Here is a 16141-nt window from a genome sequence, read left to right as displayed (position 1 = left end):
GTGAAACTTGTTCTAGATTAGCGCGAGCGGTTACGCTCCGGCGAAAAGTGGAGTGAGAAGGGGGCCGTGAGTGACCGCTGAGGCCATAGCGACCGGGCCCCGTGCGGGTGCGGCCGGTGTCGGTGACCGACCACTGCGCATCGCTCTCCTCACCTACAAGGGCAACCCGTTCTGCGGGGGCCAGGGCGTCTACGTACGGCATCTGTCGCGCGAGCTCTCCCGCCTCGGACACAGCGTCGAGGTGATCGGCGCGCAGCCCTATCCCGTACTCGACGAGGGCGTGCCGCTCACCGAGCTGCCCAGCCTCGATCTCTACCGGCAGCCCGACCCCTTCCGCACGCCGAAGCGGGGCGAGTACCGCGACTGGATCGACCGGCTCGAGGTCGCCGCCATGTGGACCGGCGGCTTCCCGGAACCGCTGACCTTCTCCCTGCGGGCCCGGCGTCACCTGCTGGCCCGCCGCGGCGAGTTCGACGTCGTCCACGACAACCAGACGCTCGGCTACGGCCTGCTCGGCGACCTCGGCGCGCCCCTCGTCACCACCATCCACCACCCCATCACCGTCGACCGGCAGCTGGAGCTCGACGCCGCACCGGACTGGCGGCGGCGCGCCTCGGTGCGGCGCTGGTACGGCTTCACGCGCATGCAGAAGCGGGTCGCGCGCCGGCTGCCGTCCGTGCTGACCGTCTCCGGCTCCTCGCAGCAGGAGATCACCGACCATCTCGGCGTACGGCCCGAACTGGTGCGGGTCGTGCACATCGGCGCGGACACCGACCTGTTCTCGCCGGACCCCTCGGTCGCCGAGGTGCCCGGCAGGATCGTCACGACCTCCAGCGCGGACGTCCCCCTCAAGGGCCTCGTGTTCCTCGTGGAGGCGCTCGCCAAGCTCCGCACCGAGCGCCCCGACGCCCACCTCGTCGTCGTCGGCAAGCGCGCCGAGGACGGGCCGGTGGCGCGGATGATCGAGCGGTACGGGCTCGAAGGTGCCGTCGAGTTCGTGAAGGGCATCTCCGACGCGGAGCTCGTGGACCTCGTGCGGAGCGCGCAGGTGGCGTGCGTGCCGTCGCTGTACGAGGGGTTCTCGTTGCCCGCGGCCGAGGCCATGGCGACCGGCACCCCGCTCGTCGCCACGACCGGTGGGGCCATCCCGGAGGTGGCGGGCCCCGACGGCGAGACCTGTCTCGCGGTCCCGCCCGGTGACGCGGCCGCCCTCGCCGACGCGCTCGGCAGACTCCTGGGCGACGTTTCCTTGCGCCGGCGCATCGGGACGTCGGGCCGCGCCCGCGTCCTGTCCCGCTTCACCTGGACCCGGGCGGCCCAGGGCACGGCGGACCTCTACCGCGAGGCGATCGAGGCACGCACGGCCCCGGCCGGTGCCCGATGACCTCCCGGCGCACCGCGCCGTGGGCCCGGGGCCGCACCGCGCGTGCGGGCCGGTGGCCCGCAGACTCTGCAAAGCGCGCCCCGTACGCGGGCGCCGTGACCCATCCGGAAGGGCAGACCTCGTGCTGACCGTCGACTTCTCCCGCTTTCCGCTCGCCCCGGGCGACCGCGTGCTCGACCTCGGGTGCGGTGCCGGGCGCCACGCGTTCGAGTGCTACCGGCGCGGGGCCCAGGTCGTGGCCCTCGACCAGAACGGCGAGGAGATCCGCGAGGTCGCCAAGTGGTTCGCGGCGATGAAGGAGGCCGGGGAGGCACCGGAGGGCGCGAGCGCCACCGCCATGGAGGGCGACGCGCTCAACCTGCCCTTTCCCGACGAGTCGTTCGACGTCGTGATCATCTCCGAGGTGATGGAGCACATCCCCGACGACAAGGGTGTCCTCGCCGAGATGGTCCGGGTGCTCAAGCCCGGCGGCCGGATCGCCGTCACCGTGCCCCGCTACGGCCCCGAGAAGATCTGCTGGGCGCTCTCGGACGCGTACCACGAGGTCGAGGGCGGGCACATCCGCATCTACAAGGCCGACGAACTCCTCGCCAGGATGCGCGAGGCCGGCCTCAAGCCCTACGGCACCCACCACGCGCACGCGCTGCACTCGCCGTACTGGTGGCTCAAGTGCGCCTTCGGCGTCGACAACGACAAGGCGCTGCCCGTCCGCGCATACCACAAGCTGCTCGTCTGGGACATCATGAAGAAGCCCTTCGCGACCCGGTTCGCGGAGCAGCTGCTCAACCCCGTCGTCGGCAAGAGCTTCGTGGCCTACGCGACGAAGCCGCACACACCGAAGGTGGGCGAGTGACCGTGCCCTGGCGCGGTCCCGGCCGCACCGACCATCTCGTCCTGCCCGGTGTCCTCACCGCCGACCAGGCCGCTCAGACCGTCGCCGGCATCCTCGCCGTCCAGCGCGAGGAAGGCGCCATCCCCTGGTTCCGCGGGCACCACCTGGACCCGTGGGACCACACCGAGGCGGCCATGGCGCTGGACGCGGCGGGCGAACACGACGCGGCCGCGCGCGCCTACGAGTGGCTGGCACGGCACCAGAACGAGGACGGCTCCTGGTACGCCGCGTACCACGACGGCGACGCCGACCAGCCCACCGACCGCGGCCGTGAGACCAACTTCTGCGCCTACGTGGCCGTCGGCGTCTGGCACCACTACCTCGCCACCGGCGACGACGTCTTCCTCGACCGGATGTGGCCGTCCGTCTACGCGGCGATCGAGTTCGTCCTGCGGCTGCAGCAGCCGGGCGGTCAGATCGGCTGGAAGCGCGAAGCCCCCGAGGACGGCGGCGCGATCGTCGACGACGCGCTGCTGACCGGTAGTTCGTCCGTCTACCACGCCCTGCGCTGCGCCCTCGCGATCGCCGAGGAGCGCGAGGAGCCGCAGCCCGACTGGGAGTTGGCGACCGGCGCGCTCGGCCATGCCGTACGCAGCCACCCGGAGCGCTTCCTCGACAAGTCGCGCTACTCGATGGACTGGTACTACCCGATCCTCGGCGGCGCCCTCACCGGCGCCGAGGCGAAGGCCCGCATCGAGGAGTACTGGGACGCGTTCGTGGTGCCCGGGCTGGGGGTGCGCTGTGTGCTGCCCAACCCCTGGGTGACCGGCGGCGAGAGCTGCGAACTGGCCCTCGCGCTCTGGGCGATGGGAGAGTCGGACCGTGCGCTGGAGATCCTCCAGTCCATCCAGCACCTGCGCGCCGACGACGGCCTCTACTGGACGGGTTACGTCTTCGAAGGCAACCGCGCCCTCTGGCCGGAGGAGCTGACGACGTGGACGGCGGGCTCCCTGCTGCTGGCGGTCGCCGCCCTGGGGGGAGACGAGGCGACCACCGCGGTCTTCGGCGGGGAACGGCTGCCGCGCGGGCTCGAACCCCAGTGCTGTCAGTGACCGCCCGCGGGCGGGAGGGCCACCGGGGCTCTCCCGCCCGCGGACGGGAACATCAGGCCTGGCGGCGCAGGCGGCCGGCCACGGCGTGCCCGACGACGAGGTACACGACGGCGGCGAGGCCGTAGCCCGCCACCACCCGTGCCCAGGCGTCGTCGAAGGTGAACAGGTCGTACGACCAGCCGGCGAGCCAGCGGGCCACGTCCTGGATGAAGCCCACCAGGCTGTTGGCCCGGTTCGCTTCCAGTAGGTACATCAGGATCCACAGGCCGAGGATGACGGCCATGACGTCGGCGATGACGGTGATGATCGTCGCCGCCTGGTGACTTCCACTGCGTTGACGTGGGGACATGGGCTCCGCTTTGCCGTTCTGGCTTCAACGAAACCTGTCGGGGTTCGCCCGAGTGGCGGAAGGCACGCTCGCGGGTGACGCTTGCGCAGAGGTCTCGGGGAGGTCAGGGAGGACTGCCATGCCCACTCCGATACGCCGCGCGGCCCTCGCGCTGCTGCTCTGCTGCGCACTCGTCCTCGGCACCGGCGCCTGCGGAGGCGACGACGAGGCGGGCGGCGGAGCGTCGCCGACGAGTTCGGCGGAGAAGCAGAAGTTCGCCAAGACCCGCTTCGTGGCCAACGCCGGCCTCGCCGCGGGCGCGACGTACCAGTGGATCGTCAAGCCCTACCGGGAGGGCAAGTTCAAGAAGGGCGCGGACGGCCAGAAGGTGGCCCTGGTGAAGGCGGGCCTCGCGGGCGCGTTCGCGTACAACCGGCTCAAGGCGGCGTCGAACAACGCCAAGGGCGACCCGCTGCTGTCGAAGGCGGTCGCGCCGATCACCGCCGGCATCGAGTCGCTGAAGGGGCTCGGCACCAAGCTCCGCAAGGGCCAGGCGAACGAGTCCGACGTGGGCGCCTTCGAGGACGTCATCACCAACATCAAGAACGCCGGCAAGAGCGCCGGCGCCGAGGTGAAGGACAAGGTGCCGTCGGCGACCCAGCTCAGCGGCGGGTAGCCGGGCGGCGGCCGGTCGGGACGACGATGAACGACGAGACGGACGGCGCCGGTTACAGCGCCGCGAACACCGGCCTTCTGCTGGTCGACCCGTACAACGACTTCCTGTCCGAGGGCGGCAAGCTGTGGCCGCGCACCGCGCCCGTGGCCGAGCAGGTGGGTCTGCTCGGCCATATGCGCGAGGTGCTGGCGGCGACACGGGCCTGCGGCATCCGGACCCTGTTCGTACCGCACCGCAGGACCGCGCCCGGCGACTACGCGGACTGGCGGCACCTGTCGTCCTCGCAGCAGGCGACCGCGCGGGCGCAGCTCTTCGCGGTGGGCTCCTGGGGCGGTGAGTTCCATCCGGACTTCCGGCCCGTCGAGGGCGAGACCGTCGTGCACGAGCACTGGTCGGCGAGCGGATTCGCCAACACCGACCTCGATCTGCTGCTGAAGCAGTACGGCATCTCGCGGATCGTGCTCATCGGCATGCGCGTGAACACCTGCATCGACACCACGGCCCGCTTCGGCCAGGAACTTGGTTACCACGTGACGCTGGTCAAGGGCGCCATCGGAGGGTTCGGGCCCGAGGAGCTGGAGGCCACCTTCGAGGTGAACGCGCCCACGTACGCGCACGCGATCGTCACGGTCGACGAGTTCGTGGCGGCGCTGCCCGGGAAGCCCGCGTAGCCGTCCGGGTGGCGAGGCCTCCGGTGGCGAGCCGTCCTGTGGCGAGGCGTTCCGCTGTACGAGGCGTCCGGTTACGAGGCGTTCAGCTCGGCCAGCACCCGCAGGGTGCCGGGGTCCGGTGCCGTCACCAGCAGATCGGTGACCGGGCCCTTGCGCCACAACTCCAGGCGCTCGGCGATCCGTTGCCGCGGCCCGATGAGCGAGATCTCGTCGGCGAAGGCGTCCGGGACGGCGAGCACCGCCTCCTGACGCCGGCCCTCGGCGAACAGCCGCTGGATGTGCCGGGCCGCGTCCTCGTACCCCATGCGCGCCATCAGATCGGCGTGGAAGTTACGGGCGGAATGGCCCATGCCGCCGATGTAGAAGCCGAGCATCGCCTTGACCGGCAGCAGCCCTTCCGCGACGTCGTCGCAGACCTGGGCACGGGCCATCGGCGCGATGACGAAGTTCTCGGGCAGTTCGGTGAGCGACGCCTCGTAGACGTCCGTCCGCAGCGGGGACCAGTACAGCGGCAGCCAGCCGTCGGCGATCCGGGTCGTCTGGGCGATGTTCTTCGGCCCCTCGGCACCGAGCAGGACCGGGAGTCCGGCCCGCAGGGGGTGGGTGATCGGCTTGAGCGGCTTGCCGAGGCCGGTGCCGTCCTCGCCCGCGTACGGGTGGGTGTGGAAGCGGCCGGCGAGCTCCACGGGGCCCTCGCGCCGCAGGACCTGGCGGATGACGTCGACGTACTCGCGGGTCGCGGTCAGCGGGCTCTTCGGGAACGGCCGTCCGTACCAGCCCTCGACGACCTGCGGCCCCGACAGCCCGAGACCGAGCATCATCCGGCCGCCGGAGAGATGGTCGAGCGTGAGCGCGTGCATCGCCGTGGCGGTGGGGGTACGGGCCGCCATCTGCGCCACCGCCGTGCCCAGCCGGATCCGTGAGGTACGGGCGGCGATCCAGGTCAGCGGGGTGAACGCGTCGGAACCCCAGGCCTCGGCGGTCCACACCGAGTCGTAGCCGAGCCGCTCGGCCTCGACGGCGAGGTCGACATGGTCGGGGTTCGGACCGCGGCCCCAGTACCCCAGTGCGAGTCCGAGCCGCATGACGCCCAGCCCCCATCCGTCACGTCCGAGATGTCTGACGAACCGTCAGTTCGCTGTCCGGGGGCGACTGTACGGCAACGGCCCCCCGCCCGGAAGGGCGAGGGGCCGCGAGGCGCTGTGCGGATGCCGATCAGCCGCGCTGGATGCCGCTCGTGTCCTGCAGGACGCCACGGCGGCCGTCCTGCGTCTGGGCCACCAGGCCGGGACCGCGCTGCTCCACCGCGAGATACCAGGTGCCGGGTGCCAGTTCGGCGATCGGCGTCTGCGAGCCGTCCTCCGCGAACAGCGGGCGGGCCACCGGCACCGCGAACCAGAACGGGGCGAAGTCCGAGGCCTGCGGGGCCGGGCCGCCCTGCGGCTGGCCCTGCGCCGGACCGGCCGGGCCGGGCTGGGGCTGGCCACCGTACGGCTGCGGCTGACCCGGCTGCGCGCCGTACGGCGGCTGCTGGGCGCCGGGGTAGCCGTAACCGCCCTGCGGCTGCGCGCCGTACGGCTGCGGGGCCTGCGGCTTGGGCGGGCCGACCAGGGCGACCTTGAGGGCGGGCACGAGCGGGGTGGCGATCGCGGCGCCGGCCAGCAGCAGGGTGCCGAGCAGGCCGAGGATCGCGCCGGCTCCGGCGTCGGCGTTCATGTCGATGATCGTCCAGAACATCGTCCACAGGGCGAAGATGCTCAGGGCGACGCCGAACTGGCCGATGTCGAGGCCCAGGACCTTGCGCCCCGGCAGCGCGCGGGCGACGACGATGAGCGCCGCACCGATGATCCCGGCGATGTAGATGGACATCACGGTGCCCAGCGAGTCCCAGGCGTTCGGCAGGTCCGCGCGGGAGCAGTCGATGCCGCTCGGGCAGTCGACGCTGATGAAGCCGAGGAACGAGGCGATGAACAGCACCACCGCTGCTCCGATCACCACGCCATCGCCTCGAGTGAGGGAGCGGATGTTCACGTGTAGGTCCTTAGTCGGTTGCGTCTCATCGGGGCGGTCGTCGGTGCCGCCGGTCGGCGGTGCACGGCGCAGAACTCGGGGGTGGCCCCATCGTACGGGTGCCGGGCTGTCCCGGCATGCGGCCCCCGACCCGGCGGGAAATGAATCTATCGCCTGTCGGGTCTACCCCAGCAGGTAGGTGCTGATGCCGTCCGCGATTCCCTGTGCCGCCTTCTGCCGCCACTGTGAACTTGTCAGCAGGGCGGCGTCCTTCGCGTCACGCATGTTGCCGCATTCGATGAACACCTTGGGAACGGTCGACAGATTCAGTCCACCGAGGTCCCCGCGGACGTCCAACCCGGTACCGCCGCCCACGTAGTTGGAGGGCTTGCTGCCCGTGGCGCGTACGAACGTCCCGGCGATGCGCTCGCCGAGTTCGCGGGAGGGTCCGACGATCTTCGTGGTGTCGGCGGAGCCGTCCTTCACCAGTGCGGGAAGGATCACATGGAAGCCGCGGTTCCCGACCCCCGAGCCGTCCGCGTGGACGGAGACCACGGCATCGGCGGAGGCCTTGTTCCCGATACGTGCGCGTTCATCCACGCAGGGACCGAAAGGCCGGTCGTTGTCCTGAGTGAATTGCACCCTTGCGCCCTGCTTTTCCAGCAGGGTGCGAAGGCGGTGTGAAACATCGAGGGTGAATTCCGCCTCGGTGTGACCATCGTTGGTGGACGTGCCCGTGGTGTCGCATTCCTTGCGGTGTGTGCCGATGTCCACGAGCGCGTTGATCTCACGGGTGTGCCGGAAGTTGCCGGGGTTGTGGCCCGGGTCGATCACGACGACCTTTCCGGCGAGCGGGCCGGTCCCGGCGCCCGGCTCCGCGCCGGGGTCCGCGGGCTTGGCGTCCCCGGAGGGCGGCGTCCCGGCGGGGCGCGGTGTCGGGGTGTCCGTCGCCGTGGCGGACGGCGAGGCGCCGGCCGCGGCCTCGGGCGGACCGCTCGGCCCGCCGCATCCGGACAGGCAGGCCACCGCCAGCGCGGCGACCGCGAGCAGGGCTCCGCCGCGGACCGGGCGGCGGGACCGGACGGGGGGCTGGTTCACGTCGTACGGCACGTCGTGATGCTAGGGGATGTCCGGCGCCGTCCCTCAGATCCCGGTTCCCGTGCGCCGCAGCACCCGCAGCGAGTCGGTCGCCGACACCTCGGTGAAGGCGCCGGAGGCCAGGGCCCTCAGCCAGATCCGGTACGGGGCCTGGCCGGTCCATTCGTCGACCGGGTCAGGGAAGACGTCGTGGATGACGAGGAGGCCGCCCGCGGCGATGTGCGGGGCCCAGCCCTCGTAGTCGTTCACGGCGTGCTCGTCGGTGTGCCCGCCGTCGATGAAGACCAGTCCGACCTCCCGGCCCCACACCTTCGCCACCTGCGGAGACCGCCCGACGACCGCGATCACGTGGTCCTCCAGGCCCGCCCGGTACAGGGTGCGGCGGAAGGCGGGCAGGGTGTCCATCAGGCCCACCTCGGGGTCCACCACCGACGGGTCGTGGTAGTCCCAGCCCGGCTGCTGCTCCTCGCTGCCGCGGTGGTGGTCGACGGTGACCGCGACGGTGCCGGCCTCGCGGGCGGCGTCGGCGAGCAGGATCGTGGACCGTCCGCAGTACGTCCCGACCTCCAGCAGCGGCAGCCCGAGCGCCCCGGCCTCGACAGCGGCCGCGTGGAGTGCCAGCCCTTCGCGTACGGGCATGAAGCCCTTGGCGGCCTCGAAGGCCGCGAGGGTCTCCGGCCTGGGGGCGGCGGGGGCGACGGCCATGGGTTCCTCCGGCGGGCAGCGCTACTCGGCGGTCACATCGTAGGCGGACGGCGTCCCGGTCCCCCCGGGGCCCACCCCGCCCGGCCCGACCGGGTGGACACGGTCGCGGCGGCCGTGTCGGCGGGGCTGCGGCGCGGGGCGGACCGTGAGGGTGAGGCGCATGGACGCAGCGCTCGATGCCGTACTGCACGCCCTGTCCCTCAGCGGTTCGATGGCGTGGGAGATCACCTGGGCCCTGATCCTGGGCTTCGCGCTGTCCGCGGTCGTGCAGGCCGTGGTCCGCAAGTCCACCGTCGTCTCGCTCCTCGGCGACGACAGCCCGCGGAGCCTGGTCGCCGCGGCCGGCCTCGGCGTGGCGTCGTCGTCGTGTTCGTACGCGGCCGTGGCGCTCGCGCGCTCGCTGTTCCGCAAGGGGGCGAACTTCACCGCGGCGATGGCCTTCGAGATCGCCTCGACCAATCTCGTCGTCGAGCTGGGAGTCATCCTGGCGCTGCTGATGGGATGGCAGTTCACCGCGGCCGAGTTCGCGGGCGGGCCGGTCATGATCGTGGCGCTCGCCGTGCTCTTCCGGCTGTTCCTGCGTGAGCGGCTGCTCAGTGAGGCACGGGCGCAGGCCGGGCGCGGGCTGGCCGGCTCGATGGAGGGCCACGCGGCCATGGACATGTCCGTCGGGGGCGAGGGCTCCTTCCGGCGCCGGCTGCTGTCCGCGGCGGGCTTCACCGCCACGGCGCACGTCTTCGTGATGGAGTGGGCGGCGATCCTGCGCGATCTGGTGCTGGGCCTGCTCATCGCCGGGGCCGTGGCCGCCTGGGTGCCGGACGCGTTCTGGAGCGCGTTCTTCTTCGAGGGGCACCCGCTGCTCGCGAAGCTGTGGGGCCCGCTGGTCGGGCCGCTCGTCGCCATCGCCTCGTTCGTCTGCTCGGTCGGCAACGTGCCGCTCGCCGTGGTGCTCTGGCAGGGCGGGATCAGCTTCGGCGGGGTGATCGCCTTCATCTTCGCCGACCTGCTGATCGTGCCGATCCTGAACATCTACCGGAAGTACTACGGGGTGCGGATGGCCGCGTTCCTCCTCGGGACGTTCTACGCCTCCGTCGTCGTCGCCGCGTACGTCGTCGAGTTCGTCTTCGGGGCGCTCGGGATCATCCCGGACCGGTCGGGCGCGAAGGTCCCCGACGAGGGGGTCTCCTGGGACTACACGACCTGGCTCAACATCGTCTTCCTGCTGCTCGCGGCGGCGTTCGTGGTGCGCTTCGTGCGCACCGGCGGTGTGGGGATGCTCCGGTCCATGGGAGGCGCCCCCGGCGCGTGAGCCGGGCGCGTCGGCGGGAATGCGGAGAGGATGGACATACGTACGTGCACAGGACTGCTGCGGAGGCGTGCCATGGACACCTGGGCGACCTGGACCACTCAGGGAATCGTCGCCGGCACGGGCGGGGTGATGACCACGGAGGGAGGTCCGATCACGGGAGACCTGACCGTGCACACCACGTGGATCGACGGCCTGGCCCAGGTGACCGTGCAGCACACCGGCGCGACCGAGTGGTACGCGGTGGAGGGCAGTCCCGTACCGGCCGTCGACGAGGACACCGGCAGGGCCGTGCACCAGGCGGCCGTGGAGGCGGTGAAGGAGGGCGGCGGCGTCACGCTCGCGTTCCCCGGCTGAGCGGCGGTTGTCCCGTCCGACTGAACGTTGCGAGCCCTGCTCCTGGTGATCTGCGATTCGCAACCTTCGCTTGGGCAGGTGAGGGCCGGATCGTCTCACCATAGGTTGCGTAATCGGCGGTCTGTTGGGCGCCGAGGCGATGTGAATTGACTCTCGGACGGGGGTTGTCAGATCAGGCTGAGCTGTTCTCTCAGAGCCGGTGGCAGAAGAGCGTTTAGCAGTTGAGAGATGGTCGCTCGCCAAGGGCCACCCTTGTCGCTTTCACCCCAGAGTTCCATGAGCTCGGACGGCTCGGTGACGACTCGGTCGAGGGCGTGGATGGCGAGCTCGCGTAGATCGGCAGGCAGCTCGGGGATGGGCAGGTCCGGCCCGTAGGCGGTCGTGATGGGCTCGCCTCCGGGGCACTGTGCGGCCACCAGGGCCGCCGCGGCGATTGCCTCGACCGAGACGTCGTGGTTGAGGCAGCCGTGGGTGTCGACCGTGCGGACCAGCGCCGCGCGGATGATGCTTTCCCGCTCGCCCTCGGCTGCTTCGTCGAGGGTGTAGGAGAAGTCCGCCGCGGTGTCGTTGTCGAAGGGGCCGACGTCCCAGGTGCCCATGTCTCTCCTGATCGTGTGGATGCCCGGGCATCGTGCCAGAAGGGGGTGTGAGACTGGTAGGCCCGCATGTTGAGGTATCGCGTATTCGTCAGCCGAGACGTGTTCATGGCCTGATGGAGTGACGGACAGTGATGCTCGGGAGTCTCGCTCTCCGCTGTTGACCCCGTCTTGTGACTGCGAGCTTCTGCCTATTCCAGATAGAGAGCTGCCAAGCGGGGCAGTCGGCGAGTCATTTCGTCGTGGTCATCGAAATCGAAGTTCCAGGTGGGGTCCAGCTCCCGGTAGCGGATGGTGGGTGGGCTCGCGGGGAGCTGATCACCGGTCGCTGAGATGTGTGCGTTCCAGGCGATGCCCAGCATGTCCTCACCCTCCAGGTCGACGCCGTCGGCTGCGGAGGCTTGAACGATGGGCAGTTCTGCCAGGGCATCGGGGTCAGCGACTACATGTTCGAAGACTTCACGGCCCTGAGCGATCAGCCAGCCGCGGAAGTAGTCGAAGCCGTCGTCAGAGCAGCCACCGTTGGCGATGTAAGCAGCGGCCCACAGAGGATTGGTGTAGGAGTCGACCATCAGGTCCCACAGCACCTGTTCAGCTGCGAGGATCTCCTCGACCGGCCGGGAGGCCAGCAGCGAGGTCGCCTCGCGAGCGACCGCTTCGCCGTCGTTCGGGTTGGACGCTTGATTGCGGGCTGCCTCAATGAGCTGCCAGAACTGCTGCTTGTTCATGGAGGCAGAGCCTGCCACCTGGTACTGACATCGGGCCGCTCGCGGGAGCTTGGCCCATCAGAGCAGCCACGTCGCTCCTGTCAGCGTGTGTGGTCGCCGGGTGCATATCGGCTCCAGGTTCCTCCGGCTTCGGTGACCAGGCGGGTGGCGGTCTTGTCGTGGTAGCCCAGCGCCTTCGCGATGACGGGTGCCGGGGCTTGGAGGACGAGCTGGCGGATCGCGGAGGTCCTGCCTCGTTGCGGCGGGACGCCGATCTTTCGGAGGTGGACTTGGAGGCTGACCGGGTTCATGGGCTGTCCGGGCTGGCGGCCGGGGAAAAGCCACTGTGAGCTTCTGCTACTGGCGTAGGGCATGTGCTGTCGGGACCGGATGTAGGCCCGCATCAGGTCGGCGACGGGCTCCGGCAGCGGGGACGGCGGCTCTCCCAGTCGGACGGTGACGGTGGTCCCGTCGTCGGTGATGTCATCGATGGCGAGGCGGACGATGCGGCTGACGGGTTGCGCATAGAGGAGAACGAGTGCGGCGGCGACCCGGGCCCGCAGGGGCAAGGAGTCGTCATTGAGGACCCGGCGGAGGATCGCGAGCCGGCAGTGCTGGTGCAGCGGTTCCGGGTCCTGGGTGATGACCGCGGGCGGCAGTGTGAGGCGGGGCATCCGGCCGGTCGTCATGCACCACCGCAGGAATGACTGGGACGGACGGCGGGTGGCCAGGCTCTCGGTGTGCCAGGCGTCGATGTCGGCCTGCTGGCACTGCCCGATTGTGCGCCCTCGGTCGGCGAGCCATGCGAGGAAGGCGCCGGCTTGGGTGACTTCCTGCTTGGTGTGGTTGGTCTGGGAGCGTCCCAGCGGTGCCTTCTCGGCCTTTGCCCGCAGGCGCCGCATCTGGTGCCAGATGGCGAAGTGCCGGAGAAGCTGGTGGTGTTCGGGTTCCCCAATGGTGGCGAGCCGTTCCGTCAGCCAGCGTTGGTAGAGCAGGAGCTGCCGGTCGACTCGCGGGAGGACGCCGCTGTCCATCAGCAGGTCACGCAGGTGGGTAACGGTTCGCCAGGGGGTTTCTTGGTGCAGCCCGTCGTGGGTGAGCGGAATGCTGCCGGTGGCCAGGCCCCGCAGGAGACGGACGACATTGGGGTTGCGGAGCCAGATCAGGCGGCTCTTTGGCCGGTCCATCTCCAGAAGGATCTCGACCAGCGGCAGGAACTCCGGGGCGACACGGCCGGTGCCGTCGTCGAGGTGGTGGGCGAGCGTGTCAGCGAGGGTGCAGTGTTCGCAGAGACGCCCACCGAGTAGGAGCCCCTCGAAGCCGCAGCGATCACAGAAGAAGTCGCGGACGATGCCCGCGCAGTCGCGGCAGATCGGTGTGCCATCGGTGTCCCGTCCGGGCAGCAGCCGGTCAGTCTCGCAACAGGGGCAGCGGCCGCGGACGCGCATCGCACGTTCGTAGCAGGTTCGGCAGATCGGGCCGTCCGACCACTCGGCGGACTTGGAAGCCCGACGGCCGCAGCGTGCGCAGTCGCGGATCATCCACCGCTCGTACTCCTCCGGCGTCACCGCTCACCCCTCGGGCGTCAGCCGGACCCGTGTGGGTCGGCGGGCGGCCAGGTTGATCGGAGCTTCTTCGCCGGCGGCGCGGCGGGTCGGGAGGTTCTGGGCCGAGGTGGCGATCAGGTCGGTGGGCGTGCAGTCGAGGATGTCGCAGAGAGTGGCCAGCACGGGCAGGGACAGCCGTTCCGGGGTTCCGGAGACCAAACGGTGGACCTGGGAGGAGGACAGTGTGATGCCGCGTTCGGCCAGGTGCGGCATGAGCTCGGCGACGGTGAACATGCCGCGGGCGGCCATCAGCTCACGCAGGCGCCACCGGTAGCTGATCTGGCGTGACATCAGGAGGTCCTTCCCGTCCGCAGAGCGGCCTCGATGGTGGCGTCCAGGACGCGTCGCAGGGAGCGAGTGCGGAAATCGGAGGAGACGCAGGTGTAGATCGCGGTGGTGGAGGCGTGGTCGTGGCCGACCTGCTGTTGGACGAACAACGGGTCGTGGCCGTCCTCGATCAGATGGGTGATGTAGGACCTGCGTAGCGAGTGGAACTCCAGCGCGGGGTCCAGGCCGACGGCGTCCCGGTAGGCGGCGAAGCGCGAGTCCAGACGCTGGACCCCGATTCGCGGGCCTCGCTCGGACGGCCAGAGGGCCCGGCTTGGCGCATGCCGCATCCCGGGCCGCACCTCGCTGATCCATTCCTCGATCGTGCCGGGCGTCCAGTGCCAGACGGTCAGCACGCTGCGGCGCTTCGGTGGCGACCCCTTCTTGGCCTTGCCGTAGCGGACCAGCAGGGTGCCGTACTCACCGAACTCCCGGCCTTCTGGGTTGCGGCCGAAGTCGGTGAGGTCGAGCATCCGGGTCTCATTGCGTCGCAGGCCGTAGGCGTACGCGACCTTGAACAAGGCGGCGTCCCGGAAGGCCGGCAGCCAGCCCTTGCGGCCCTTGTCGCGAACACGCAGCACTTCCTCGTCGGCGTGGTCGAAGAATGCTTCCAGCTCGGGCCGGGTAAAGGCCCGTCGTTCCGGCTCGCCCTCGGCTTCGTCGGCGTGCGTTGCGGCGTTCCAGTCGTAGACCACCTGGACCGGGTGGGTACCGAAGTGCCGCAGACGCTCGTCGCTCCAGCCGTAGGCCGGGTTGGTCAGGAAGTCGCAGAACTGCCTTACTGAGCCCTGGTAGTTGCGCAGGGTGGAGCGGACACAGCCGTGCACAGCCCGCAGATCGGCCGACCACTCATCGACGTGCTGCGGCGTCCACTGCCACGGCATAGCGTCGGCATGCCGGACGAAGGCCCGGACCGTACGTTCCTGGTCATCGACGTATCCCAGCGAGAGGTTCCGGGCGAGCTGCTGGTTGCGCCAGCCTTTGATCATCGCCTCGAAGACCTGCTCGTCCGGCCGCAGCAACGGCAGACCGTCGATCAGGTGCAGCCGAGCAGACCCTGGAACGAGACCGTCCCCACCCATCCGCCATCACTCTCCGTCTATCGCATCTGACGCGAGAATTTCGCATCAGATGCGACTCGGGGGCGTCTTCGCAGTTCAATCGCTCGATGGAGTGAGACGCGCAGATGTCCGCCGACAAGACCGCTACCGTGGCTCCGAGGCCAACGGCCCTGCTCGGACCGCATCTGTGCCGTGTCCGGCCAGCATCCGGGGCGGGTGTCGCCTATTCGCATCCGATGCAATTGGCGTCGGTACCGAGATACGCGCCAAAGGGGCAACGGGATGATCTTGAAGCCCTGAGCGCCGGGCCCGTCCCGTATTTCAGAGGGACACCTACGCTGTTCTGCCAGCGGCAGAACACCGGCCGGACCGGGCTCGACGATCACTACAGTCCAGTCTCATGATGACGATTACGACGCGTACGGTCGAGTACCCGGCCGACGGTTTGACGATGATCGGGCACCTCGCGCTCCCGGCCGGTGTCGACCGCCGGCCCGCAGTGCTGCTCGGACCAGAGGGCATGGGGCTCAGCGACGTCGAGCGCCGCCGGGCCGATGCTCTCGCCGAGCTGGGATATGTAGCGCTGGCCTTCGACCTTCACGGCGGGCGCTATTTGGGTGACCCCGAGGAGATGCTGGCCCGTTGCATGCCACTGCTCGCTGATCCCGACCGGATGCGGCGCATCGGCCACGCGGCACTCGACGAGTTGCGCACCGAGCCCCGGACCGACCCCGACCGGATCGCCGCCATCGGCTACGGCACCGGGGGCGCCATCGCGCTGGAACTCGGGCGAGGCGGCGTCAACTTGCGCGCGATCGGGACAGTCAACGCAACTACCACGGGCCGACCGGGCGAGGCAGCGCGCATCCGCTGCCCGGTGTGGGCCGGGGTCGGATCGGAAGACCCGATCATGCCGCCCGCGCAACGAAACGCGTTCACCGCTGAGATGCAGGCCGCGGGCGTCGACTGGCGCCTCGCGGTCTATGGCGGCGCCTTGCACGCCTTCCACCACCCGCCGGTCGACCACCCCGTGGTCCCCGGTGTCGGCTACCACCCACAGCACGCGCAGCGAGCCTGGCGCGACGTCGTCGACCTGCTCGCCGAGTGCCTGCCCGTGACGGAGGACCTGGGGGCATGACCCAGGCAAACATGCTGGCGCCAGGACTGGTCAGCGTCGCGCACTGACAGTCTCCTCCCCTCAAGCCCTCACAGCAGAACCACATTCGGGCAGTTGTGCGATCGCGGAGACGTAATCACAACTGCCGCAGTAAATACTGGATTTACTGCGACGGAGCCCTGGCCGTGATCGTCGCGACCTGCGGCGGACCGTTCCGGCTTCCAGGGCGAGATGTACGCATTTACTG

At 70.2% G+C, this 16141-nt stretch carries 18 protein-coding genes; 8 read left to right on the top strand and 10 right to left on the bottom strand.

All coding sequences use genetic code 11. The features are described 5' to 3' along the window. Positions 1 to 70: 70 nt before the first annotated feature. The 3 genes from OG766_RS10230 to OG766_RS10220 all read left to right on the top strand — a co-directional run bounded on the left by OG766_RS10230 (position 71) and on the right by OG766_RS10220 (position 3328). Entirely contained in the window at positions 71 to 1384 is a 1314-nt protein-coding gene (locus OG766_RS10230) for a glycosyltransferase family 4 protein (RefSeq protein WP_266374530.1), read from the top strand. Between the two features lie 121 nt (positions 1385 to 1505). Next, the gene (locus tag OG766_RS10225) at positions 1506 to 2237 is read left to right on the top strand and encodes a class I SAM-dependent methyltransferase (RefSeq protein WP_266374532.1); all 732 of its coding nucleotides are present in this window, start codon (positions 1506 to 1508) and stop codon (positions 2235 to 2237) included. Beyond that, positions 2234 to 3328: a prenyltransferase gene (locus OG766_RS10220; RefSeq protein ID WP_266374534.1), complete on the top strand. Its 1095-nt coding sequence runs from the start codon at positions 2234 to 2236 to the stop codon at positions 3326 to 3328. Before OG766_RS10225 ends, OG766_RS10220 begins: the two co-directional genes overlap by 4 nt. Positions 3329 to 3380: 52 nt before the next feature. Here the strand turns inward: OG766_RS10220 and OG766_RS10215 are convergent, their stop codons facing one another. Beyond that, positions 3381 to 3677 (bottom strand): hypothetical protein, encoded by a 297-nt coding sequence (locus OG766_RS10215; RefSeq protein WP_266374536.1) that lies wholly within the window; start codon positions 3675 to 3677, stop codon positions 3381 to 3383. A gap of 118 nt (positions 3678 to 3795) precedes the next feature. Here OG766_RS10215 and OG766_RS10210 point away from each other — a divergent pair, with 118 nt between their 5' ends. Next, positions 3796 to 4332, top strand: a complete 537-nt coding sequence (locus tag OG766_RS10210; protein ID WP_266374538.1) for a hypothetical protein — start codon at positions 3796 to 3798, stop codon at positions 4330 to 4332. Between the two features lie 26 nt (positions 4333 to 4358). Next, a complete protein-coding gene (locus OG766_RS10205; RefSeq protein WP_266374540.1) occupies positions 4359 to 5003 on the top strand; it encodes a cysteine hydrolase family protein in 645 nt (214 codons plus the stop codon). Between the two features lie 71 nt (positions 5004 to 5074). Here OG766_RS10205 and OG766_RS10200 read toward each other — a convergent pair whose 3' ends face one another. The 4 genes from OG766_RS10200 to OG766_RS10185 form a co-directional block, all read right to left on the bottom strand. Continuing rightward, positions 5075 to 6088: an LLM class F420-dependent oxidoreductase gene (locus OG766_RS10200; protein WP_266374542.1), complete on the bottom strand. Its 1014-nt coding sequence runs from the start codon at positions 6086 to 6088 to the stop codon at positions 5075 to 5077. A 130-nt stretch (positions 6089 to 6218) separates the two neighbouring features. Then, positions 6219 to 7034, bottom strand: a complete 816-nt coding sequence (locus tag OG766_RS10195; protein ID WP_266374543.1) for a DUF5336 domain-containing protein — start codon at positions 7032 to 7034, stop codon at positions 6219 to 6221. A gap of 162 nt (positions 7035 to 7196) precedes the next feature. Continuing rightward, on the bottom strand, positions 7197 to 8123 hold the full coding sequence (locus tag OG766_RS10190) for an N-acetylmuramoyl-L-alanine amidase (RefSeq protein ID WP_266374545.1): 927 nt from the start codon (positions 8121 to 8123) through the stop codon (positions 7197 to 7199). A 33-nt stretch (positions 8124 to 8156) separates the two neighbouring features. Beyond that, entirely contained in the window at positions 8157 to 8816 is a 660-nt protein-coding gene (locus OG766_RS10185) for a class I SAM-dependent methyltransferase (RefSeq protein WP_266374547.1), read from the bottom strand. A 160-nt stretch (positions 8817 to 8976) separates the two neighbouring features. Between OG766_RS10185 and OG766_RS10180 the strand changes: the two genes are divergently transcribed. Next, positions 8977 to 10125 (top strand): permease, encoded by a 1149-nt coding sequence (locus OG766_RS10180; protein WP_328725101.1) that lies wholly within the window; start codon positions 8977 to 8979, stop codon positions 10123 to 10125. A 72-nt stretch (positions 10126 to 10197) separates the two neighbouring features. Further along, complete coding sequence (locus OG766_RS10175; protein ID WP_266374550.1) at positions 10198 to 10479, top strand: hypothetical protein; 282 nt, start codon at positions 10198 to 10200, stop codon at positions 10477 to 10479. A gap of 167 nt (positions 10480 to 10646) precedes the next feature. Here OG766_RS10175 and OG766_RS10170 read toward each other — a convergent pair whose 3' ends face one another. The 5 genes from OG766_RS10170 to OG766_RS10150 all read right to left on the bottom strand — a co-directional run bounded on the left by OG766_RS10170 (position 10647) and on the right by OG766_RS10150 (position 14798). Beyond that, positions 10647 to 11078, bottom strand: coding sequence for a DUF4259 domain-containing protein (locus OG766_RS10170; protein ID WP_328725100.1), 432 nt, complete (start codon positions 11076 to 11078; stop codon positions 10647 to 10649). 188 nt (positions 11079 to 11266) lie between these two features. Next, complete coding sequence (locus OG766_RS10165; protein ID WP_328725098.1) at positions 11267 to 11803, bottom strand: DUF4240 domain-containing protein; 537 nt, start codon at positions 11801 to 11803, stop codon at positions 11267 to 11269. Between the two features lie 80 nt (positions 11804 to 11883). After that, a complete protein-coding gene (locus OG766_RS10160; protein WP_328725096.1) occupies positions 11884 to 13350 on the bottom strand; it encodes a hypothetical protein in 1467 nt (488 codons plus the stop codon). A 3-nt stretch (positions 13351 to 13353) separates the two neighbouring features. After that, entirely contained in the window at positions 13354 to 13680 is a 327-nt protein-coding gene (locus OG766_RS10155) for a helix-turn-helix domain-containing protein (RefSeq protein ID WP_328725094.1), read from the bottom strand. Continuing rightward, positions 13680 to 14798, bottom strand: coding sequence for a tyrosine-type recombinase/integrase (locus tag OG766_RS10150; protein ID WP_328725092.1), 1119 nt, complete (start codon positions 14796 to 14798; stop codon positions 13680 to 13682). Before OG766_RS10150 ends, OG766_RS10155 begins: the two co-directional genes overlap by 1 nt. A 379-nt stretch (positions 14799 to 15177) precedes the next feature. On the opposite strand from OG766_RS10150, the gene OG766_RS10145 reads away from it, so the two are divergent. Beyond that, the gene (locus OG766_RS10145) at positions 15178 to 15915 is read left to right on the top strand and encodes a dienelactone hydrolase family protein (RefSeq protein WP_328725091.1); all 738 of its coding nucleotides are present in this window, start codon (positions 15178 to 15180) and stop codon (positions 15913 to 15915) included. The last annotated feature ends 226 nt before the right edge of the window (positions 15916 to 16141 follow it).

This window comes from Streptomyces sp. NBC_00259, from assembly GCF_036181745.1.
In the GTDB taxonomy this organism is placed as follows: domain Bacteria; phylum Actinomycetota; class Actinomycetes; order Streptomycetales; family Streptomycetaceae; genus Streptomyces; species Streptomyces pratisoli.
Note: the sequence above shows the minus strand (reverse complement) of the source record. Positions and strands in the feature narration are given on the sequence as shown.